Below are 21,054 nucleotides of genomic sequence, written 5' to 3'. Positions count from 1 at the left end.
CATGGCATTGGATAAAACTTTAATTGTAATTGTCGGCCCTACCGGAATAGGAAAGACTGCACTGGCCATTGACCTGGCCAGACACTTTTCTACAGAAATTATTTCGGCAGATTCCCGTCAGTTCTTTAAAGAGATGGAAATAGGAACCGCAAAACCTTCCCCGGAAGAATTAGCAGCGGCAACACATCATTTTATCGATTCCCATAGTATTGAAACACTCTTCAGTACAGGCGACTTTGAAATACAAGCCCTCCAATTGATGGAGGAGCTATTTAAAAAACAGGATCTGCTGATTATGGTCGGCGGATCCGGTTTATATATCGATGCCGTATGCAACGGCCTGGATCACCTTCCGGATACTGACCTGAACATCCGTGAAAAATTAAAACAAGAACTGGAAACAAATGGGATCGAATCTATCAGGCAACAGCTGAAAACCCACGATCCGGAGTATTATGAAAAGGTAGACCAATCCAATCCTCAACGGATGGTCAGGGGTCTGGAATTTTTCCTTTCTATAGGCGAGAAGCTCTCTTCTTATCAAACGAACAGCAAGAAACAACGTCCATTCAACATCATCAAAATAGGCTTGAACATGGACCGTACGGCCTTATATCAGCGGATTAATCTCAGGGTCGATAAAATGATGGAAGCCGGGCTTCTGGAAGAAGTAAAAGGACTTCAGGCATATCGGAAATACAATGCATTAAATACAGTTGGCTATTCAGAGTTATTCGATTACCTGGATGGTAACATTACACTGGACACTGCTGTAGATCAGATCAAACAAAATACAAGACGTTTTGCAAAACGCCAGCTCACCTGGTTTAGAAGGGATGACAGCACTGCCTGGTTTGAACCGACTGAAAGCAAAGCGGTCATCCTTCATATTGATAAAATTTTAAATTCTTAGGCCTGAGCCGTTGGTCCGCCAAAGTTCATCGGAAATCCCGGAGGCTCTTCCTGTGTCTTAATCCTTCCATGCGCAGCTTCATATTTTTCCAGGTTGTCCTGCATCGCTACCATCAATCTTTTGGCATGCTCAGGTGTCAGGATAATCCTTGACTTTACTCTTGCTTTAGGTACCCCAGGCATTACCCTGATGAAATCCAGTACAAATTCAGTATTAGAATGTGTAATAATAGCAAGGTTTGAAAAGATCCCTTCTGCTACTTCTTCAGAAAGTTCAATGTTTAGCTGGTGATCGTTGTGCTGTTCTTCCATAATACAAAACTACTTCTTTAATCATTACCGAGGTAATTCGATCCAAAAAAAAAATCCCCCGACTTTATCAGAAGGGGGAATTTTCAAAAGATATTTTAAATATTAAGCATCTACTTCTTCTTGTTTCGAAGCTAATAATTTATCGTATTCTTCCTGAGAACCTACAATGATACGCTCATATCCACGTACACCTGTACCTGAAGGAATTAAGTGTCCAACAATTACGTTTTCTTTTAATCCAAGCATGTTATCACGTTTACCAGCAATTGCTGCTTCGTTTAACACTTTTGTAGTTTCCTGGAATGATGCTGCAGAGATGAACGATTTCGTTCCTAATGAAGCACGTGTAATACCTTGTAACATTGAACTCGCAGTTGCAGGTCTTGCATCACGAACTTCAATTTGTTTCAGATCTTTACGTTTCAATTGAGAATTTTCATCTCTTAGTTTACGTAGAGAAAGAATCTGTCCAGGTTTCACAGCGTTAGAATCACCGGCATCAACAACAACTTTTTTGTCATAGATCTCGTCATTCTCGATCATGAAGTCCCAACGATCTGCAGAGTTGTTCTCTAAGAAAGTGGTATCTCCCGGATCTTCAATGTGAACTTTCTGCATCATCTGGTGTACAATCACCTCAAAGTGTTTATCATTGATTTTCACACCTTGTAAACGATAAACCTCCTGGATACCATTTACTAAGTATTCCTGTACAGCCGCAGGGCCTTTAATCGCTAAGATATCTGCAGGAGAGATAGAACCATCAGATAGAGGCATACCAGCTTTCACAAAGTCATTATCCTGAACCAGGATGTGTTTAGACAATGGAACAAGGTATTTTTTAACTTCTCCGTCTTTAGATTCGATAGTCATCTCACGGTTACCACGTTTAACACCACCTAAAGTTACCACACCATCAATCTCTGTTACTACAGCAGGATTTGAAGGGTTACGTGCTTCGAAAAGCTCCGTTACACGTGGTAAACCACCCGTGATATCTCTTGTTTTACCAGTTGCACGAGGAATCTTAACAAGGATCTGACCAGTTTTAACTGCATCACCTTCATCAATTGCGATGTGGGCACCTACAGGGATGTTGTATCCTCTGATCAATTCACCTTTTTTATCCACAACCCGTACAGAAGGGTTTTTAGTTTTATCACGTGTATCGATAATTACTTTCTCACGGTGACCAGTTTGCTCATCCGACTCTTCACGGAAGGTTACACCTTCAACGATAGCGTCAAATTCGATTTTACCAGCGAACTCAGAGATAATTACCGCATTATATGGATCCCATGAACAAATCCTGTCACCTTTAGTGATTTTAGCTCCATCCTCAACATATAAGAATGAACCATAAGGAATGTTATTGGTCATAATCACTTTATTTGTACCAGGCTCAACAATTTTGAACTCTCCTGAACGACCTAAAACAATTTGTTTTACACCTTCTTCAGTATCGTTCTCAACCGTACGAACATTTTCAAATTCTATGATACCATCAAATTTAGCTGTCAATTGAGACTCTGCAGCGATGTTCGATGCAGTACCCCCAACGTGGAACGTACGTAGCGTTAACTGTGTACCCGGCTCACCGATTGACTGTGCAGCAATTACACCGACAGCTTCACCTTTCTGAACACGTTTACCAGTAGCTAAGTTACGTCCGTAGCAAAGTGCACAAACACCACGTTTGTTTTCGCAGGTTAATACCGAACGAATTTCAACGCCTTCTAACGGAGACTCTTCAATTGCTTTAGCAATATCTTCGTCGATATCCTGACCAGCACCTACTAATAATGCACCATCCAATGGATTGAATACATCATGCAGAGAGATACGGCCTAATAACCTGTCGTATAACGGCTCAACGATGTCTTCATTATCTTTCAATGCAGTTGTGTACATACCTCTTAAAGTACCACAATCTTCTGCATTAACGATCATATCCTGGGCCACATCATGTAAACGACGTGTTAAGTAACCCGCATCAGCTGTTTTTAACGCCGTATCCGCCAAACCTTTACGCGCACCGTGGGTAGAAATAAAGTACTCTAATACCGATAATCCTTCTTTAAAGTTCGAAAGAATCGGGTTTTCGATAATCTCACCACCTGAACCTGATTTCTGAGGCTTAGCCATCAAACCACGCATACCGCATAACTGGCGAATCTGCTCTTTCGAACCACGGGCTCCAGAGTCCAACATCATGTAAACAGAGTTGAAACCTTGGTTATCGCTTGATAACTGAGTCATCACGAATGATGTTAAACGGTTATTGATACGAGTCCAGATATCGATAATTTGGTTGTAACGCTCGTTGTTGGTAATGAATCCCATGTTATAGTTATTCCTTACCTCATCAACCTCGGCAGAAGCCTGCTCTAATAAAGCATGTTTCTCCACAGGAATGTTCACATCTTGTAAATTAAATGATAAACCTCCTCTGAATGCCATTTGGAAACCTAGCTCTTTAATATCATCAAGGAATCTTGATGCACGGGCCATTCCGGTAATTTTCACCACATGACCAATGATATCTCTAAGAGATTTTTTAGTCAGCAGTTCATTGATATATCCTACTTCTGCCGGAACCATTTGATTAAATAGTACACGACCTACAGTAGTTTCCAACAATTTATTAACGATTGTTCCATCTTCTAATTTCACATTTACCTTAACCTTGATAAATGCATGAAGATCGATTTGTTTTTCATTGTAAGCAATGATCACTTCTTCCGGAGAGTAGAAAGAGAAATCTTGTCCCTTAACTACACGCTGAGCGTCAGTTCTACGGCCTTTAGTAATATAATAAAGACCCAAAACCATATCCTGTGAAGGTACAGTGATCGGAGTTCCGTTTGCCGGGTTCAGAATGTTGTGTGCAGCAAGCATTAATACCTGTGCTTCTAAGATTGCGGCGTGCCCTAATGGTAAATGTACTGCCATCTGGTCACCGTCAAAATCCGCGTTAAATGCGGTACATACTAACGGGTGTAACTGGATTGCTTTACCTTCTACCAATTTAGGTTGGAACGACTGGATACCCAGTCTGTGCAACGTAGGCGCACGATTCAGTAATACAGGGTGTCCTTTTAAAACATTCTCCAGAATATCCCACACTAAAGGGTCTTTTCTGTCTACAATTTTCTTTGCAGATTTCACTGTCTTAACGATACCCCTTTCAATCATCTTGCGAATGATAAACGGTTTGAAAAGCTCAGCAGCCATATCCTTAGGTAAACCGCATTCATGTAATTTAAGGTTTGGACCTACAACAATTACCGAACGGGCAGAATAATCCACACGTTTACCTAATAAATTCTGACGGAAACGACCTTGTTTACCTTTCAGGATGTCTGAAAGAGATTTCAAAGCACGGTTACCTTCAGTTTTAACCGCATTTACTTTACGTGAGTTATCGAACAACGAATCTACCGCTTCCTGTAACATACGTTTTTCGTTACGTAAGATTACTTCCGGCGCTTTGATCTCGATCAAACGTTTCAAACGGTTGTTACGGATAATCACACGACGATACAAATCGTTTAGATCTGAAGTCGCAAAACGACCACCTTCCAATGGAACCAACGGACGCAATTCCGGTGGAATAACAGGAACAATCTTAATGATCATCCACTCTGGGTTATTCTCAATACGGGTTCTTGCACCACGGAAAGCCTCCACTACCTGTAAACGTTTCAAAGCTTCGTTTTTACGTTGCTGAGAAGTTTCGTTTGCAGCTTGGTGACGCAGATTATATGATAAAGTATCTAAATCAATACGTTTCAATAAATCCTCTAATGCTTCAGCACCCATTTTGGCGATGAATTTATTAGGGTCTTTATCGTCTAAATATTGGTTTTCTTTAGGCAACTTATCCAGAATATCAAGATATTCCTCTTCAGTTAAGAAATCCATGTATTGAATACCTTCTTCTGCCATGAAACCAGGCTGAATTACTACATAACGCTCGTAGTAAATGATCAGGTCTAATCTCTTTGTAGGCAATCCTAACAGGTATCCAATTTTATTTGGCAGGGAGCGGAAATACCAGATATGCGCAACAGGAACCACCAAATTGATGTGTCCCATACGCTCTCTACGTACTTTCTTTTCCGTTACCTCAACACCACAACGGTCACAAACGATCCCCTTATAACGGATACGTTTATATTTACCGCAATGACATTCGTAATCTTTTACCGGACCAAAAATACGCTCGCAGAACAAACCATCACGCTCAGGTTTGTAAGTACGGTAATTGATAGTCTCAGGTTTTAACACCTCACCACTGGAGCGCTCTAAAATAGCCTCCGGCGATGCCAAACTAATGGTGATCGAGGTGAAATTGCTTTTTAATTTATTATCCTTTTTGTAAGACATAGCTCTTTTGTTTGAAAGTTGAAAAATTTAAAAAGCCGGGATGCTTTTCAGACGAAGCCTTAACGGCATCCCGGCAAAATAACTTTCAACATTAGTCTAACGTAATATCTAGACCTAATCCACGTAACTCATGTACCAATACGTTAAACGATTCTGGTACACCTGGCGTAGGAAGGTTTTCGCCTTTTACAATCGCCTCATAAGTTTTGGCCCTACCGATCACATCATCTGACTTAACAGTTAAGATCTCCTGCAGGATATTAGCAGCACCAAATGCCTCTAATGCCCAAACCTCCATCTCACCAAAACGCTGACCCCCGAATTGAGCTTTACCACCCAATGGTTGTTGTGTAATCAATGAGTATGGTCCGATTGAACGGGCGTGCATCTTATCATCAACCATGTGCCCTAATTTCAACATGTAGATAATACCTACTGTTGTTGGCTGGTCAAATTTCTCACCCGTCAAACCATTATGTAAATAAGTTCTACCAGAAGCTGGTACACCGGCTTTAGCAATCCACTCTTCTACCTCGTCATGTTTAGCACCATCAAAGATCGGAGTTGCGAATTTCACACCCAGTTCTTTACCGGCCCATGCCAATACAGTTTCGTAGATCTGACCCAAGTTCATACGTGAAGGTACACCCAGTGGGTTCAACACGATATCAACAGGTGTTCCATCTTCTAAGAATGGCATATCTTCATCACGAACGATACGGGCTACAATACCCTTATTACCGTGACGACCAGCCATCTTATCACCTACTTTTAATTTACGTTTTTTAGCTACATAAACCTTTGCCATCTGCACAATACCTGAAGGCAATTCATCACCAACACTGATGGCGAATTTATCACGTTTGTACGCACCTAATTCTTCGTTCACACGAATACCGTAGTTGTGCAACAGCAATTTAATCTGGTCATTTTTGTCATCATCAGTAGTCCATTTGTATGGATTGATGTGCGCATATTCCAGATCAGCTAAACTTTTCTGAGTGAACTTAGCTCCTTTAGGGAATAAAAGTTCCTTGTAAACGTTGAATACACCCTGAGATGTTTTACCATTCACAATCTGGAACAATTTATCTACCAGTTCATTTTTCAGGTTAGTAGTAGCAAGGTCATATCTCTTATCTAATTTCTCTATCGCTGCTTTTTCTTCAGCTTTAGTAGTTTTCTTAGCTCTTGAGAATAACTTGGTATCAATTACCACACCTTTGATAGATGGAGGTGTTTTCAATGATGCATCTTTCACATCACCTGCTTTATCTCCAAAGATCGCACGTAGTAATTTCTCTTCCGGCGAAGGATCAGATTCTCCTTTAGGAGTGATCTTACCAATAAGGATGTCTCCTTCTTTAACTTCAGCACCTACACGGATGATACCGTTTTCATCTAAATCTTTAGTAGCTTCTTCAGAAACGTTAGGGATATCCGGTGTTAATTCCTCTTCTCCACGTTTTGTATCACGTACTTCCAATTCAAACTCTTCAATGTGTAGTGAAGTAAAGATATCTTCACGAACAATACGTTCGTTAATTACGATCGCATCCTCAAAGTTATACCCTTGCCAAGGCATGAAAGCGACTTTTAAGTTTCTTCCTAATGCCAGCTCACCATTTTCAGTTGCATAACCTTCACATAGTACCTGTCCTTTCACCACTTTCTGACCTCTCTTAACGATTGGTTTTAAGTTGATACAAGTATTCTGGTTGGTTTTCTTGAATTTGATTAATTTATAAGTTTTGCTATCACCTTCGAATGAAACCAAACGATCTGAATCGTTACGTACATATTTAATGGTGATCTCATTTGCATCTACATATTCTACTACACCGTCACCTTCAGCATTGATCAGTGTTCTTGAATCGCGGGCTACGCGACCTTCCAAACCTGTACCAACGATTGGTGCCTCAGGACGTAACAATGGTACGGCCTGACGTTGCATGTTGGATCCCATCAGGGCCCTGTTCGCATCATCATGCTCAAGGAAAGGAATCAACGAAGCAGCGATTGAAGTAATCTGATTAGGTGCCACGTCCATTAAGTCTAATTTCTCAGGCTCAATAACCGGGAAGTCACCCTCATAACGTGCTTTAACACGGGTAGTGGTGAAATTACCTTGATCATCATAAGCAGCATTCGCTTGTGCAATAGTTTTACCGTCTTCATCTTCTGCAGACAGGTAAATCACTTCCTCATCAACCTGAACGATACCGTCTTTAACTTTTTTGTAAGGGGTTTCAATGAAACCTAAGTTATTGATCTTCGCGTGAACGCAAAGAGACGAGATCAAACCAATGTTTGGTCCCTCAGGAGTTTCAATCGTACAAAGACGACCGTAGTGAGTGTAGTGAACGTCACGCACCTCGAAACCGGCACGCTCACGTGAAAGACCACCTGGACCTAAGGCTGAAAGACGACGCTTGTGCGTAATCTCTGCCAGAGGGTTTGTCTGGTCCATGAACTGCGACAACTGGTTTGTTCCGAAGAAAGAGTTAATTACCGACGATAAAGTACGGGCATTAATCAAATCTGTTGGAGTAAATACCTCGTTATCACGAATGTTCATACGCTCGCGAATGGTACGGGCCATACGTGCTAAACCAACACCAAATTGAGCGTACAATTGCTCACCTACTGTACGAACACGACGGTTCGACAAGTGATCAATATCATCCACTTCTTCTTTAGAGTTGATCAGTTTGATCAGATACTTAACAATCGCAATGATATCTGCTTTTGTCAATACCTTTACATGATCAGGAGTATCCATTTTCAACTTACGGTTGATGCGGTATCTACCTACATCTCCTAAGTCATAACGTTTATCCGAGAAGAACAAACGCTCAATGATACCTCTTGCAGTTTCCTCATCAGGTGGTTCCGCGTTACGCAAAGCACGATAGATGTTTTCAACAGCCTCTTTTTCAGAGTTTGAAGTATCTTTTTGTAAAGTATTATAGATAATGGTATAATCAGCCTGACTGGCACCATCATCTTTAGATAAGATGATCGTTTTAACGCCTGCGTCAATGATCATATCAATATGGTCATCTTCTAAAACAGTATCCCTGTCTAAGATCACTTCGTTACGATCTATGGAAACTACCTCACCGGTATCTTCATCCACAAAATCTTCAACCCATTTTCTTAATACCCTTGCAGCAAGTTTACGTCCGATGAATTTCTTTAAACCTGATTTGCTAACTTTTACTTCATCAGCAAGATCAAACAATTCAAGGATGTCTTTATCAGAATCATAACCGATCGCACGCAATAAAGTGGTTACCGGGAATTTTTTCTTACGGTCGATGTACGCATACATGACGTTATTCACGTCAGTAGCAAACTCGATCCATGAACCTTTGAAAGGAATCACACGGGCAGAATAAAGCTTAGTTCCATTTGTGTGACGGCTTTGGCCGAAGAACACACCTGGCGACCTGTGTAATTGAGAAACAATTACGCGCTCTGCACCGTTGATCACGAAGGTACCTTTTGGAGTCATATATGGTATGGTTCCCAGGTACACATCTTGAATGATGGTTTCAAAATCTTCGTGTTCTGCATCATTACAAGAAAGTTTCAGCTTCGCTTTTAATGGAACACTATACGTTAACCCACGGTCAATACACTCAGGTATATCATAACGAGGTGGATCAATAAAATAATCTAGGAATTCTAAAACAAAGATGTTTCTAGAATCTGTGATTGGGAAGTTTTCAGCAAACACCTTAAATAGACCCTCTGTGTGACGGTTATCTGAAGTTGTTTCGATCTGAAAAAATTCTCTGAATGATTGCAACTGTACATCTAGAAAATCCGGGTAATCTATGATGTGCTTACTACGTGCAAAATTTACTCTTTGGTCGACTTTATTTGCCAATGGACTAAAGTTAATTTAGTTTAAGAATAAACTATTTGTTTGGTTTGCCGTTAAACGTATTCACCAACCAAACAAGATGAAATGTTTATAAACAGGTATAGACTCCGACTATACAGTCGGAGTCTATGGTTAAAGTTATATTAAAATTAAGTTATTACTTAATTTCAACTACAGCTCCAGCTTCTTCTAATTGTTTTTTCAAAGCTTCAGCTTCGTCTTTAGCAACACCTGATTTTAATTCTTTTGGTGCACCGTCAACTAAATCTTTAGCTTCTTTCAAACCTAGACCAGTTAAGTCTTTTACCAGTTTTACAACTGCTAATTTCTGACCACCAGCTTCTTTTAAGATAACATCAAAAGTTGATTTTTCTTCAGCTGCAGGAGCAGCATCACCAGCAGGACCTGCAATCGCAACTGCAGCAGCAGCTGGTTCGATACCATACTCGTCTTTTAAGATTTGAGCTAATTCGTTAACTTCTTTAACTGTTAAGTTTACCAATTGCTCAGCAAACGCTTTTAAATCTGCCATTTTTATAGATTTTAAAAATTTACGTAAAATAATTTATTATAATTTGAACTTATAAGGTGTTCCTTAACCTTCTCTTTCTTGAAGAGTTTTAACAATTCCTGCAATTGTGTTGCCACCTGACTGTAAAGCCGAAATAACATTTTTCGCTGGTGATTGTAATAGACCAATGATGTCTCCGATAAGCTCTTCTCTTGATTTCAAGCTTACTAAAGTATCTAATTGGTTATCACCTACAAATACTGTTGAATCGATATATGCCGCTTTAAGTACTGGTTTATCAGATCCTTTTCTCAAGGCTTTGATCAGCTTAGCTGGACCGTTACCTACTGTTGAGAATAATAATGCTGACTGACCTTTAAGTGCAACAAAGATCTCTGATGCATCGCCTTCTAATCCTTCAATCGCTTTTCTGATTAAAGTGTTTTTAGCAACTTGCATTTCGATCCCGCTTTCGAAACATTTACGACGGATACCGTTAATTTTCTCAACAGATAAGCTTGATGTATCGGTAATGTAAAAGTTACCGAATTCCTGCATCTTCACTTGAAGAGCCGAAACGACTTCGTGTTTTTCTTCTCTGTTCATAATTAGATCCCCGCTACTGATTTAGTTTCGATTGCAATTCCAGGACTCATAGTTGAAGAAACATGAATGCTCTTAAAATAAGTTCCTTTTGCAGCAGATGGTTTTAGCTTAGAAATTACCTGAAGTACTTCTAATGCATTTTCATATATTTTTTCTGCTGGGAATGATACTTTTCCTACTGAAGCGTGAATGATACCACTTTTGTCAACTTTAAAATCAATCTTACCGCCTTTTACATCAGTAACTGCTTTACCAACTTCGTTAGTAACAGTTCCTGACTTAGGGTTTGGCATAAGGTTACGTGGACCTAAAACGCGGCCCAGTTTACCTACTTTTGCCATACAAGCAGGAGTAGTGATAATAATGTCAACATCAGTCCATCCACCTTCAATCTTGGCTACATATTCGTCTAAACCTACAAAATCTGCACCTGCCGCTTTAGCCTCTTCTTCCTTATCAGGAGTACAAAGAACTAATACACGTACAGTTTTACCTGTACCGTGTGGTAAAGTAGCAATACCACGTACCATTTGATTGGCTTTACGTGGATCTACACCTAAAGCTACATCGATATCAACCGATGCATCAAATTTAGTTGTAGTAATCTCTTTTACCAAAGCAGCCGCATCCTGTAAAGAATACGTTTTACCAGATTCTAGTTTAGCATGTGCCTTTTTTTGATTTTTTGTTAATTTAGCCACTGTTGTAAACTGTTTTTTGTTAATTAATTTGTCCAAGGTGCATCACCGCTAACGGTGATTCCCATACTGCGTGCTGTACCTGCAACCATACTCATTGCAGATTCGATAGTGAAAGCATTTAAATCAGTCATTTTATCTTCAGCAATTGACTTAACCTGATCCCAAGTCACCGAACCAACTTTCTTACGGTTGGGCTCAGCAGAACCACTCGTTAATTTAGTAGCATCCTTTAACTGGATAGCAACCGGAGGGGTTTTGATGATAAATTCGAAAGACTTGTCAGCATAAACAGTAATTACAACTGGTAATACTTTACCGGGCTTATCTTGGGTACGAGCATTGAATTGTTTGCAAAACTCCATGATGTTCACCCCTTTAGCACCTAACGCAGGTCCTACCGGTGGCGATGGATTTGCAGCTCCACCCTTGATCTGTAACTTAACAAGTGCACTGACTTCTTTTGCCATTTTCTGTTTTGTTAATTTTAATACTCAATGTTATAATGTTGGAAGCAAGTAACATTTAAGATCTTATATGAATTGAATTCTATTCTTTTTCTACCTGCATATAGTTAAGCTCCAATGGAGTTTTTCTTCCGAAAATCTTAACCATAACTTTTAGTTTTTTCTTCTCTTCGTTCACCTCTTCGATCACACCGGTGAAACCATTAAATGGTCCATCCATTACTTTGATGTTCTCTCCGACATAGTAAGCTACGTTCATGGTTTCACCTTGCTGGCTCATCTCATCAACTTTACCTAAAATACGGTTAACCTCTGCCTGACGCATAGGTACCGGGTTTCCGCCTTTATCCCCTAAAAAACCAATCACACTATTAACGTTCTTAATAATGTGTTCCAGTTCTCCGTCCAAATTTGCTTCAATTAAAACATATCCGGGGTAGAAGTTACGCTCTTTTGCAATCTTTTTTCCCTCCTTCATCTGATAGTATTTCTCCATTGGGATTAATACCTGAGGTACAAGGTGAGAAAAACCTAAACGGCTAATTTCAGAATCGATATACTGTTTTACCTTCTTCTCTTTTCCGCTAACAGCCCTAACTACATACCATTTTAACTGATCGTCCATTTAGCTATATTAATTAGAAAGTGATTTATAAAAAGTATCTAAAACAAAAGTAGATCCCTTATCCATTGCAAAAACAACTAATGCAATGATAAACGAAGCTACCAGAACCAGCACTGCAGAATTTTGCAATTCTCCCCATGTAGGCCAAGTAACCTTCTGGGTCATTTCTTCATACGATTCTTTAATAAATTGAACTACTTTAGCCATAATTAATTTTTTGCACGGGAACAAGGATTCGAACCCTGATCAAAGGTTTTGGAGACCTCTATTCTACCGTTGAACTATTCCCGTGTATAAGCTATTTTCTTTCCAGAATTTAGCAGCTTCTTTAGAAACAAAGTACTCAGGCGGTTTAAAAGCCTAAGTACTTTGCTTTATTGTTTCTCTTATCCCTGAGGGATAAAATACTATTTTAAAATTTCAGTTACCTGACCAGCACCTACTGTTCTACCACCCTCACGGATTGCGAAACGTAGACCTTTTTCCATTGCGATTGCGTTGATCAATTTAACTGTGATCGTAACGTTATCACCTGGCATAACCATTTCAGTTCCTTCAGCTAGTGAGATCTCACCAGTAACGTCTGTGGTACGGAAATAGAATTGTGGACGGTATTTGTTAAAGAATGGAGTGTGACGTCCACCTTCAGCTTTTGATAATACATAGATCTCAGCTTTGAAATCTGTGTGAGGAGTTACTGAACCTGGTTTGCAGATAACCATACCACGACGGATATCAGTTTTCTCAATACCACGTAACAATAGACCTACGTTATCACCTGCTTCACCATAATCAAGGATCTTACGGAACATCTCAACACCTGTTACAGTTGATTTAAGATTTTCAGCACCCATACCCAAGATTTCAACTGGATCACCAGAGTTGATTACACCACGCTCAATACGTCCAGTTGCAACAGTACCACGACCAGTGATCGAGAATACATCTTCAACAGGCATTAAGAATGGAAGATCAGTCAAACGTGGAGGAATTGGAATGTAGCTATCTACAGCATCCATTAATTCCATGATTTTTCCAACCCATTTAGCATCACCGTTCAAGCCACCAAGAGCTGAACCTTGAATTACAGGGATATCATCACCAGGGAATTCATAGAAAGATAACAATTCACGAACTTCCATCTCTACTAGTTCTAGTAATTCAGGATCGTCAACCATATCCACTTTATTCATGAATACTACCAATGAAGGAACACCAACCTGACGAGCCAATAGAATGTGCTCACGAGTTTGTGGCATCGGACCATCTGTAGCAGCTACAACGATGATAGCTCCATCCATTTGCGCAGCACCAGTAACCATGTTCTTTACATAATCCGCGTGACCTGGACAGTCAACGTGTGCATAGTGACGGTTAGCTGTTGAATACTCAACGTGTGCTGTATTGATAGTGATACCTCTTTCTTTTTCCTCTGGAGCAGAGTCAATAGAATCAAATGAACGCGCCTCAGATAAACCAGCATCAGATAACACTTTAGTGATAGCTGCTGTTAAGGTTGTTTTACCGTGGTCAACGTGACCGATTGTGCCGATGTTTAAGTGCGGCTTGCTGCGGTCAAACTTTTCTTTTGCCATGTTTTTATACTTATTAGTAGTTTATAACTTTTTATTAATTAATTGTTTTGATACAAATTCAACACAAAAAACCTTGTTCAACTGCTATAATTACAGATTCAACAAAGCTTGTTTTTATCTTGAGCCAAAGATGGGACTTGAACCCACGACCTCTTCCTTACCAAGGAAGTGCTCTACCGCTGAGCTACTTCGGCTTTTTAATCTCAGCTTGCAATCTAATTTAATGGAGTAATTTAAATATAGTATTCAAACTACTCCATTCTATGCCGATTTCCCAGCTTTTCCAATTTGAGCGAAAGACGAGGTTCGAACTCGCGACCTATAGCTTGGAAGGCTATCGCTCTACCAACTGAGCTACTTTCGCTTTTTTATTGTGGGGGGAGAAGGATTCGAACCTTCGAAGTCTTGCGACAACAGAGTTACAGTCTGTCCCATTTGGCCACTCTGGTATCCCCCCGCTTTTATCTTGCCAATACTTTACAGTACCGAAGTTAAAAGAGCCTCCTATCGGGATCGAACCAATGACCTACTGATTACAAGTCAGTTGCTCTACCAGCTGAGCTAAGGAGGCTTATATCATTCATTGCTGATGGTTGAGCAATGATTTTTATAATGTTTAATCTTTCACAGAACTTTCCGAATCTTTTAAGAGAAACGCCCTCTCTGATTGGGATTGCAAATGTACACGAATTTTAATACGATCCAAAATTATTTTCAAAAAAAATTGGCGGGTTTTAGTCCCGCCAACCTTTTTCTTAAAAACGCTTAAAATATCCTCCTAATAATCAGATACTTCGTCTGCATTTAAAATTGCTTTATGTTCACTTAATTTTTCTCTTGTCTTGTCTTTATGTTTGGTGATTTGTTTTCTCAGGGACTCAATTGCCAAATCTGTCGCTTCCTCAAAAGTCTTACATTGTTCTTTTGCGAACATCGTAACACCCGGAACGATCAATTTGATCTCACTTATTTTATTAGCCTCATCATCTACGTTCTCTAATTTCAAATAGACCTCCCCACTAATGATCTGGTCAAAGAACTGATCTAACTTATCAACTTTCTTCTGAATAAACTCTAACAACTTCTGGTCTGCATTGAAATGGATCGATTGAACTGTAATTTTCATTGTTTCCTCCTTTTTTATGCCTTTGGATGGGCTTGTTTATATATTGATTTTAATCTTTCTACAGAGTTATGGGTGTATACCTGGGTTGCCGCCAGGCTGGCATGGCCCAATAACTCTTTTATTGCATTCAGATCTGCACCCCTGTTCAACAGGCTTGTTGCGTATGAATGACGCAATACATGCGGACTTTTTTTATCCTGTGTGGATATGTTTGTCAAATAACTGGTCACTATTCTATAGATGAGCTTAGCATAAGCAGGAGCTCCTTTATCTGTAACGATTAAGCCCCCCGTTTTGTTATTAAAATTCTGTAACGTTTTCAACTCAATGTAAGCTTTTATCTGATCTCCAACGACTTTAGTAACAGGAATAATTCGTTCTTTATTTCTTTTTCCCAAAACCCGCAGCGTATCTCCATAAAAATCAACATCAGATTCTTTCAGCGACAGCAATTCTGCCAGACGCATGCCGGTCCCAAATAAAACTTCAATCACAAGTTTATCACGTACTGAAGGGAAAGTATCATCAAAGAAATCTCCTGAGTCGAGCAGAACATCCAGCTTCTGATCGTCCACAAATACAGGAAGCCGTTTTGGTACTTTTGGTGCCTTTACAAGCGACATCGGATTGGAAGAGATCAAACCTTCACGGGAAAGGTATTTATAGAAGCTGCGAAGCGTAGAGAGCTTCCTTCCTACAGAATTCTCAGAAACATGATCCTCCAGAAGCGATACCATAAAGTTTCTTACATGCACATGCCCTACTTCAGTTAAGGACAATTCAAAAGTGCGCAACATGTATTCACTAAACTGCAACAAGTCCGTTTTGTAAGACTGAATGGTATGTGGAGAATAACGCTTCTCGTGCTGGAGATATATCAGGAATTGAGCAACAATCATAAAAAACTATTTGTATGACACGATTAAGTGAATATACAAAACATAGCTCAGCAAATTGTTTTTATTTTAACATAAAAAATAAAAAAGCGCTACCCGGTTTACCGACAGCGCTTTAATATCATTTAAACTTTTCAGAAACTATACAGTTCCTTCAAGTTGCATGTTTTGCTTGTAAATAGCATGTTTAACTAGTGTACGACGAGCTACAGATTTTTTCTCATAAGCTTGGCGGCTACGTAATTCTCTTAACACACCTGTTTTCTCGAATTTCTTCTTGAAACGTTTTAAGGCTTTATCTAGTGATTCGCCGTCTTTAATATTAATGATAATCATAACGTAATATACCCCCTTTCGTTGTTTTTAGGACCGCAAAGATAGGGCTTTGTTTTGAGAATCAAAACAATAAGTGTAAATTTATTAAAAACAATCACATATATATATTGTCTATGTTTAGGACTTATTTAAATAACCTATGAAATCAAAGAAAACGCTTTTTATTATCCTTGGAGTGCTGATCCTTATCCTGGCCGGATTCTTCTACTTCCGTTACAACTTTGTCCTGGGAGAAGGCGTTAAAGCCGGAGAACTCAACTATGTAGTAAAGAAAGGATATGTATTTAAAACCTATGAAGGAAAGCTGATCCAATCCGGAATCCGTTCCAAACAAACAGGAAACATTCAATCCAATGAATTTGAGTTCTCAGTAGAGGATAAAGCAATCGCAGAAAAAATGATGCTGAACAGCGGAAAGGTTTTTGAACTGCGCTATAAAGAATATATAGGAGCGCTTCCATGGAGAGGATATAGTCCTTTCGTAGTTTATGAAATCATATCCATCAAGTAATCCCATAAAAAATCCGGTGATCATCTCTGGTCACCGGATTCCGTTTTTGGTTATATTTGGTTAGAATATTCTTTTTAGAATAGTAAGGTACGAATTAATCTTTTAAAACTTCCCTTGCAATTACAATTTTTTGTATTTCTGACGTTCCTTCTCCAATAGTACACAATTTACTGTCCCTGTAAAACTTCTCTACCGGAAAATCTTTAGTGTATCCATAGCCACCGAAGATCTGTACCGCCTCTGTTGAACACCTCACAGAAACTTCAGAAGCAAAATATTTAGCCATCGCAGATTCCTTGGTCATAGGTAATCCACGGTTTTTCAAATCTGCTGCCTGACGGATCAATAATTCTGCGGCCTCAATTTCTGTAGCCATATCTGCCAGTTTAAAACTGATCCCCTGGAAGTTTGCAATCGGCTGTCCAAACTGATGACGTTCTTTTGCATACTGAAGTGCGGCTTCATAAGCTCCTTTAGCGATCCCTAAAGACAATGCAGCAATAGAGATCCTTCCACCATCCAACACTTTCATTGCTTGTTTAAAACCTTCTCCAACATTCCCAAGCAGGTTTTCTTTCGGCACCCTGCAATTGTCGAAAATCATCTCTGTGGTTTCCGAAGCACGCATACCCAGTTTATTTTCTTTTTTACCAGCTGAGAATCCAGGAGTACCACGTTCTACTACAATCGCTGAGATTCCCTTCGAACTACCTTTCTCTCCTGTACGAACCATTACTACTGCAATATCACCCGTTTTACCATGTGTAATCCAGTTTTTCGCCCCATTAATCACATATTCATCACCATCAAGTACCGCTGTAGTCATCATACGTAAAGCATCAGAACCCGTATTTGCTTCTGTTAAACCCCATGCACCGATCCACTCCGCAGTAGCCAGCTTAGGCAACCATCTATGTTTTTGTTCTTCATTCGCAAAAGCTAAAATATGACCAGTACATAAGGAATTGTGCGCCGCTACAGATAAACCGATAGAACCACAAACCTTCGCAACCTCTACGATCACATCTACATATTCCTGGTATCCAAAACCAGAACCACCATAAATCTCAGGGACCAATACACCCATCAATCCAAGCTCACCTAATTTCTTAAAAACCTCAACCGGAAAATACTGAGCTTCATCCCATTCCATTACATTTGCACGAATATTTTTCTCAGCAAAATCTTTCACCATCTTCCTGATCATCTCCTGATTTTCTGAAATACTAAAATTGTATCCTACAGAACTATCCATCGTTTCTAACATATCTTATTGTTTGAATTTGGGCAATATTAATGATTTAAAACCAGAGCATCTGCAGTTAAAAATTCGCCTCATGATAGAACGAAACGGTATTTAGTTCATTAACCGTACCACTTCATTTTTAAGGAAAACAAATGGCAGTAAAAGTTTTTTTTTATTTTTTTATTTTATTTTTGAAAATTACTTGAAAACATGCGCACTCATGAGATTTATCACCAGAAAAGATGTATTGTTACAACTTAAAAGAGACCTGATTGGAAAGGATGCTTACCGTGGGGTAACGCTTACCTATTCCTGGATGGCCAATCAGTTCGGACATTTTTCATTAGGTTTTATTCCTACGTTTATCTTATATACGATACTCAGCTCCAAAACCGAGATGAAACACGTAGAAATCTGGTCACCTTTGATCATCTGGGGATTTTGGATTTTGTTCGAGGCCTGCAATTTCCTTGGCCCGCTCCTCCTCAATACTTCTATAAAGAAGTCGGCCTCGGGTAAAAAAACTTACATTTTCGATCCGGAATGGTCAAATGTTACTTTTGATACCCTTACCGACCTTTGTTTCTTTGGAATCGGTGCTCTTGGCTGCAGCCTGATCTGTGTCTATTCCCCAGCCATCATGATTGGCTTTATTATCCTCTGCTTGCTTTCCCTTTACCCATCTTATTATTGGTATTCCACTAAGATGCACCTGCAGAATGCCGGCTATCCTTTCCAGCTTCGCTTAAGCCAATGGAATTTCAAAATGCAGGATCAACATAAAAAAATGATCAAAGACTTCCTGAGAAGCGAAGAAAAAGGAAAACATCTGCTCTTATTTGGCTCCAAAGGGAGTGGAAAGACCTCGCTTTCGGTCGGAATTGCTACTGAACTCTCCATCAGGAATAACCGCTGTAGCTATGTAACGGCAACAAAATTATTGTCCATGTTTTTTGAGCAGAGTGACAGCAGCTCCCTTTCACCTGGTTCATGGACATGGCACGATTCTTCCCTTCTCGTCATAGACGACATCAATCCCGGAGGGCTCATCAAGAAAGACATTTTAAGGGCAACTTTATTTTATGAACTACTCAACAATCCGCAATACGGCCCATTTAACATTCAACATATTAAGGCCATGAACATCATTTGGGTGATGGGAAATGAGGAACCTACAGAACAGGTCGAAGAACGTTGGGAAACACTATTGGGAACAATAGGCGTACCGCAATCAGATATCATCACGGTAAACCTTGGTGGTGTTTAATTAAGGTAAGATATAATTGTCGTACGCAAAGCTGACCAGGTGGGTCAGACTTTTCACATTGAACCGTTTATAAAGTGGGATAATCCTTTTTTCTATCGCAGAATGGGAAACTTTAAGCGCATGCGCAATTTCCTTAAAAGAGTAACCTTTAGCCACCAGCTCCAGGGCTTGTTTCTCTTTATTGGAGATGGCCAGATAACTAAATAAGATTTTATTCAGCTCTTCTTCAAACTTTTCTTTTTCCGGTCCATATGCAGCATAACGCATCACCTTTCCAAAAATCAGACTCCTGTTTACCTGAAAACGACCAATAATCGATTCTATCTGTCCATTTTCAGAACTAAACACGCCTACCCTTGCCGTGATAGGGACCTGCGTTCCATCCTTATGGATCTTTTTAAGCTCAATGGTAAAGCTGTATTTTTCAAGATCCTTTGTTTTCTGATGAATAAACTTTAAAGCTTTATCGTTGAGTTCATGAGAGAAATGGGCAAACTCCGGGGCAGACATGTTCACAATCGCCAACATATTAATCTCATCGTCTTTATATCCCAAAACCTCTTCCCAGCCACTTGCATAAATCATACGCCCTTGTTTAAAGGAATAGATATAAACTGCCTCATCAGCAAATTTAGGAATGCGCTCATCAAAAAAGCGCGCCTCCTCACTTTGCAAATCTGCAGGCACAGCTGTGATAAAAGTCTTAGAGTAATCACCAAAATTCTCTCTCTCTTGCATTTTCATTGGAACATATTGTTTTTTTGGTTATCCTTTTGATCGTTTCATTAGGTCTTTGACAAATTAAATAATCAAAACTGCGTATTTTCTCAGTTGATACTCCCCATATCGTCCTGTAATTTTACGGCAAAATAAAAAAGTAACATTGCTTATCCAAAGTAATAATGGGGAAATAAAATTATTCATCTAAATATAATCACAATGTATCTCAAAAACATCAACAAATCGTATGTGACTCGATATTCGATTCTCATACTAAAGGTCATTGCAGTAATACTCTTTATCTTTTGCTTCTACCAGGCCGCAAAAATTAGTTCTTAATATAACTCCCCCCCTATATTTATGAACATGCAATCCTAACTAGTTTAGGATTGCATTCATATTAACCTTTAAACCCGGCTAATATGAAGCTAATGAACAAACTTTCACAGCATAAGGACTTAAACGCGCTCTCCCATTTAAGAAATCCAAACTAATGATAAACGAATAGGCAGCTACCTCTGCACCTAGTTGCATCACAAGTTTGGAGGCTGCCACAACGGTTCCTCCTGTAGCCAACAGATCATCGTGGATCAGGACCCGTTGCCCGGCCAGCAAAGCATCCTCATGAACTTCAATCGTTGCAGTACCATATTCCAAAGCATAAGACTCTTGTATGGTTTTATATGGCAGTTTTCCCGCCTTACGGATCGGAACAAATGGAACATTTAATAGCTGTGCCAATGCTGGTCCGAACAAAAAACCTCTGCTTTCAATCCCTGCAACCACATCAATTTTTACCCCGCTCAGCTGTGCAGCCAAAGCTTCAGTAATTTGCATGCATAACTTTGGATCTTTTAATATTGGAGTAATGTCTTTAAAAATGATCCCTGGTTTAGGAAAATCATTTACATCGCGGACAGTCTGCTTAATTTTTTCTTCAATCAT

19 protein-coding genes and 5 tRNA genes are annotated in these 21,054 nt (G+C 39.6%); 3 read left to right on the top strand and 21 right to left on the bottom strand.

What is annotated here, in order from left to right:
• The first annotated feature begins 1 nt into the window (after window position 1).
• Window positions 2-913, top strand: a complete 912-nt coding sequence (gene miaA / locus BUC20_RS18465; RefSeq protein WP_073232501.1) for a tRNA (adenosine(37)-N6)-dimethylallyltransferase MiaA — start codon at window positions 2-4, stop codon at window positions 911-913.
• On the opposite strand, the gene BUC20_RS18460 is transcribed toward miaA, so the two are convergent.
• From BUC20_RS18460 to rpsU, 18 genes are all read right to left on the bottom strand, one after another.
• On the bottom strand, window positions 910-1,224 hold the full coding sequence (locus BUC20_RS18460) for a DUF3467 domain-containing protein (RefSeq protein ID WP_073232500.1): 315 nt from the start codon (window positions 1,222-1,224) through the stop codon (window positions 910-912). The two genes, miaA and BUC20_RS18460, sit on opposite strands and share 4 nt — an antisense overlap.
• Window positions 1,225-1,326: 102 nt before the next feature.
• Window positions 1,327-5,613 (bottom strand): DNA-directed RNA polymerase subunit beta', encoded by a 4,287-nt coding sequence (gene rpoC / locus BUC20_RS18455; RefSeq protein WP_073232499.1) that lies wholly within the window; start codon window positions 5,611-5,613, stop codon window positions 1,327-1,329.
• 91 nt (window positions 5,614-5,704) lie between these two features.
• The gene (gene rpoB, locus BUC20_RS18450; RefSeq protein ID WP_069379806.1) at window positions 5,705-9,508 is read right to left on the bottom strand and encodes a DNA-directed RNA polymerase subunit beta; all 3,804 of its coding nucleotides are present in this window, start codon (window positions 9,506-9,508) and stop codon (window positions 5,705-5,707) included.
• Between the two features lie 154 nt (window positions 9,509-9,662).
• The gene (rplL, locus tag BUC20_RS18445) at window positions 9,663-10,037 is read right to left on the bottom strand and encodes a 50S ribosomal protein L7/L12 (RefSeq protein WP_073232498.1); all 375 of its coding nucleotides are present in this window, start codon (window positions 10,035-10,037) and stop codon (window positions 9,663-9,665) included.
• 63 nt (window positions 10,038-10,100) lie between these two features.
• Window positions 10,101-10,622, bottom strand: a complete 522-nt coding sequence (gene rplJ / locus BUC20_RS18440; RefSeq protein WP_073232497.1) for a 50S ribosomal protein L10 — start codon at window positions 10,620-10,622, stop codon at window positions 10,101-10,103.
• Window positions 10,623-10,624: 2 nt separating this feature from the next.
• On the bottom strand, window positions 10,625-11,323 hold the full coding sequence (gene rplA, locus BUC20_RS18435; RefSeq protein ID WP_069382436.1) for a 50S ribosomal protein L1: 699 nt from the start codon (window positions 11,321-11,323) through the stop codon (window positions 10,625-10,627).
• A gap of 23 nt (window positions 11,324-11,346) precedes the next feature.
• Complete coding sequence (rplK, locus tag BUC20_RS18430; protein ID WP_073232496.1) at window positions 11,347-11,790, bottom strand: 50S ribosomal protein L11; 444 nt, start codon at window positions 11,788-11,790, stop codon at window positions 11,347-11,349.
• A gap of 79 nt (window positions 11,791-11,869) precedes the next feature.
• On the bottom strand, window positions 11,870-12,412 hold the full coding sequence (nusG, locus tag BUC20_RS18425) for a transcription termination/antitermination protein NusG (RefSeq protein ID WP_073232495.1): 543 nt from the start codon (window positions 12,410-12,412) through the stop codon (window positions 11,870-11,872).
• Window positions 12,413-12,421: 9 nt separating this feature from the next.
• On the bottom strand, window positions 12,422-12,619 hold the full coding sequence (secE, locus tag BUC20_RS18420; protein ID WP_062550292.1) for a preprotein translocase subunit SecE: 198 nt from the start codon (window positions 12,617-12,619) through the stop codon (window positions 12,422-12,424).
• Between the two features lie 13 nt (window positions 12,620-12,632).
• Window positions 12,633-12,703: transfer RNA gene (locus BUC20_RS18415), tRNA-Trp, on the bottom strand.
• Window positions 12,704-12,819: 116 nt separating this feature from the next.
• Window positions 12,820-14,007: an elongation factor Tu gene (tuf, locus tag BUC20_RS18410; RefSeq protein WP_073232494.1), complete on the bottom strand. Its 1,188-nt coding sequence runs from the start codon at window positions 14,005-14,007 to the stop codon at window positions 12,820-12,822.
• A 122-nt stretch (window positions 14,008-14,129) separates the two neighbouring features.
• A tRNA-Thr gene (locus tag BUC20_RS18405) sits at window positions 14,130-14,201 on the bottom strand.
• 97 nt (window positions 14,202-14,298) lie between these two features.
• Window positions 14,299-14,371, bottom strand: a tRNA-Gly gene (locus BUC20_RS18400).
• 10 nt (window positions 14,372-14,381) lie between these two features.
• A tRNA-Tyr gene (locus tag BUC20_RS18395) sits at window positions 14,382-14,464 on the bottom strand.
• 41 nt (window positions 14,465-14,505) lie between these two features.
• Window positions 14,506-14,578: transfer RNA gene (locus BUC20_RS18390), tRNA-Thr, on the bottom strand.
• A 207-nt stretch (window positions 14,579-14,785) separates the two neighbouring features.
• Window positions 14,786-15,133 carry a ribosome hibernation-promoting factor, HPF/YfiA family gene (hpf, locus tag BUC20_RS18385; protein WP_073232493.1) on the bottom strand — a complete coding sequence of 116 codons (348 nt, stop codon included), beginning with the start codon at window positions 15,131-15,133 and terminating at the stop codon, window positions 14,786-14,788.
• A gap of 14 nt (window positions 15,134-15,147) precedes the next feature.
• Window positions 15,148-16,032 carry a tyrosine-type recombinase/integrase gene (locus BUC20_RS18380; protein WP_073232492.1) on the bottom strand — a complete coding sequence of 295 codons (885 nt, stop codon included), beginning with the start codon at window positions 16,030-16,032 and terminating at the stop codon, window positions 15,148-15,150.
• 138 nt (window positions 16,033-16,170) lie between these two features.
• Window positions 16,171-16,365, bottom strand: coding sequence for a 30S ribosomal protein S21 (gene rpsU / locus BUC20_RS18375; RefSeq protein ID WP_062551169.1), 195 nt, complete (start codon window positions 16,363-16,365; stop codon window positions 16,171-16,173).
• A gap of 139 nt (window positions 16,366-16,504) precedes the next feature.
• Between rpsU and BUC20_RS18370 the strand changes: the two genes are divergently transcribed.
• On the top strand, window positions 16,505-16,876 hold the full coding sequence (locus BUC20_RS18370; protein ID WP_073232491.1) for a hypothetical protein: 372 nt from the start codon (window positions 16,505-16,507) through the stop codon (window positions 16,874-16,876).
• A gap of 94 nt (window positions 16,877-16,970) precedes the next feature.
• On the opposite strand, the gene BUC20_RS18365 is transcribed toward BUC20_RS18370, so the two are convergent.
• On the bottom strand, window positions 16,971-18,143 hold the full coding sequence (locus BUC20_RS18365) for an acyl-CoA dehydrogenase (protein ID WP_084529025.1): 1,173 nt from the start codon (window positions 18,141-18,143) through the stop codon (window positions 16,971-16,973).
• A 199-nt stretch (window positions 18,144-18,342) separates the two neighbouring features.
• On the opposite strand from BUC20_RS18365, the gene BUC20_RS18360 reads away from it, so the two are divergent.
• Window positions 18,343-19,389: an ATP-binding protein gene (locus BUC20_RS18360; protein ID WP_073232490.1), complete on the top strand. Its 1,047-nt coding sequence runs from the start codon at window positions 18,343-18,345 to the stop codon at window positions 19,387-19,389.
• Here the strand turns inward: BUC20_RS18360 and BUC20_RS18355 are convergent, their stop codons facing one another.
• The gene (locus tag BUC20_RS18355; RefSeq protein WP_234994547.1) at window positions 19,390-20,133 is read right to left on the bottom strand and encodes a LuxR C-terminal-related transcriptional regulator; all 744 of its coding nucleotides are present in this window, start codon (window positions 20,131-20,133) and stop codon (window positions 19,390-19,392) included.
• A 393-nt stretch (window positions 20,134-20,526) separates the two neighbouring features.
• Window positions 20,527-21,054 (bottom strand): adenine phosphoribosyltransferase, encoded by a 528-nt coding sequence (locus BUC20_RS18350; protein WP_073232489.1) that lies wholly within the window; start codon window positions 21,052-21,054, stop codon window positions 20,527-20,529.

Origin of the sequence: Pedobacter caeni, assembly GCF_900129215.1 — a bacterium.
Classification (GTDB): Bacteria; Bacteroidota; Bacteroidia; order Sphingobacteriales; family Sphingobacteriaceae; genus Pedobacter; species Pedobacter caeni.
The sequence above is the reverse complement of the archived record's forward strand: the minus strand, read 5'-3'. Positions and strand labels throughout refer to the sequence as shown.

Coding starts and splice junctions, on each gene's coding strand:
- miaA (WP_073232501.1), top strand. CDS start 2: ATGGCATTGGATAAAACTTTAATTGTAATTGTCGGCCCTACCGGAATA.
- BUC20_RS18460 (WP_073232500.1), bottom strand. CDS start 1,224: ATGGAAGAACAGCACAACGATCACCAGCTAAACATTGAACTTTCTGAA.
- rpoC (WP_073232499.1), bottom strand. CDS start 5,613: ATGTCTTACAAAAAGGATAATAAATTAAAAAGCAATTTCACCTCGATC.
- rplL (WP_073232498.1), bottom strand. CDS start 10,037: ATGGCAGATTTAAAAGCGTTTGCTGAGCAATTGGTAAACTTAACAGTT.
- rplJ (WP_073232497.1), bottom strand. CDS start 10,622: ATGAACAGAGAAGAAAAACACGAAGTCGTTTCGGCTCTTCAAGTGAAG.
- rplK (WP_073232496.1), bottom strand. CDS start 11,790: ATGGCAAAAGAAGTCAGTGCACTTGTTAAGTTACAGATCAAGGGTGGA.
- nusG (WP_073232495.1), bottom strand. CDS start 12,412: ATGGACGATCAGTTAAAATGGTATGTAGTTAGGGCTGTTAGCGGAAAA.
- secE (WP_062550292.1), bottom strand. CDS start 12,619: ATGGCTAAAGTAGTTCAATTTATTAAAGAATCGTATGAAGAAATGACC.
- tuf (WP_073232494.1), bottom strand. CDS start 14,007: ATGGCAAAAGAAAAGTTTGACCGCAGCAAGCCGCACTTAAACATCGGC.
- hpf (WP_073232493.1), bottom strand. CDS start 15,133: ATGAAAATTACAGTTCAATCGATCCATTTCAATGCAGACCAGAAGTTG.
- BUC20_RS18380 (WP_073232492.1), bottom strand. CDS start 16,032: ATGATTGTTGCTCAATTCCTGATATATCTCCAGCACGAGAAGCGTTAT.
- rpsU (WP_062551169.1), bottom strand. CDS start 16,365: ATGATTATCATTAATATTAAAGACGGCGAATCACTAGATAAAGCCTTA.
- BUC20_RS18370 (WP_073232491.1), top strand. CDS start 16,505: ATGAAATCAAAGAAAACGCTTTTTATTATCCTTGGAGTGCTGATCCTT.
- BUC20_RS18365 (WP_084529025.1), bottom strand. CDS start 18,143: ATGTTAGAAACGATGGATAGTTCTGTAGGATACAATTTTAGTATTTCA.
- BUC20_RS18360 (WP_073232490.1), top strand. CDS start 18,343: ATGAGATTTATCACCAGAAAAGATGTATTGTTACAACTTAAAAGAGAC.
- BUC20_RS18355 (WP_234994547.1), bottom strand. CDS start 20,133: ATGAAAATGCAAGAGAGAGAGAATTTTGGTGATTACTCTAAGACTTTT.
- BUC20_RS18350 (WP_073232489.1), bottom strand. CDS start 21,054: ATGATTGAAGAAAAAATTAAGCAGACTGTCCGCGATGTAAATGATTTT.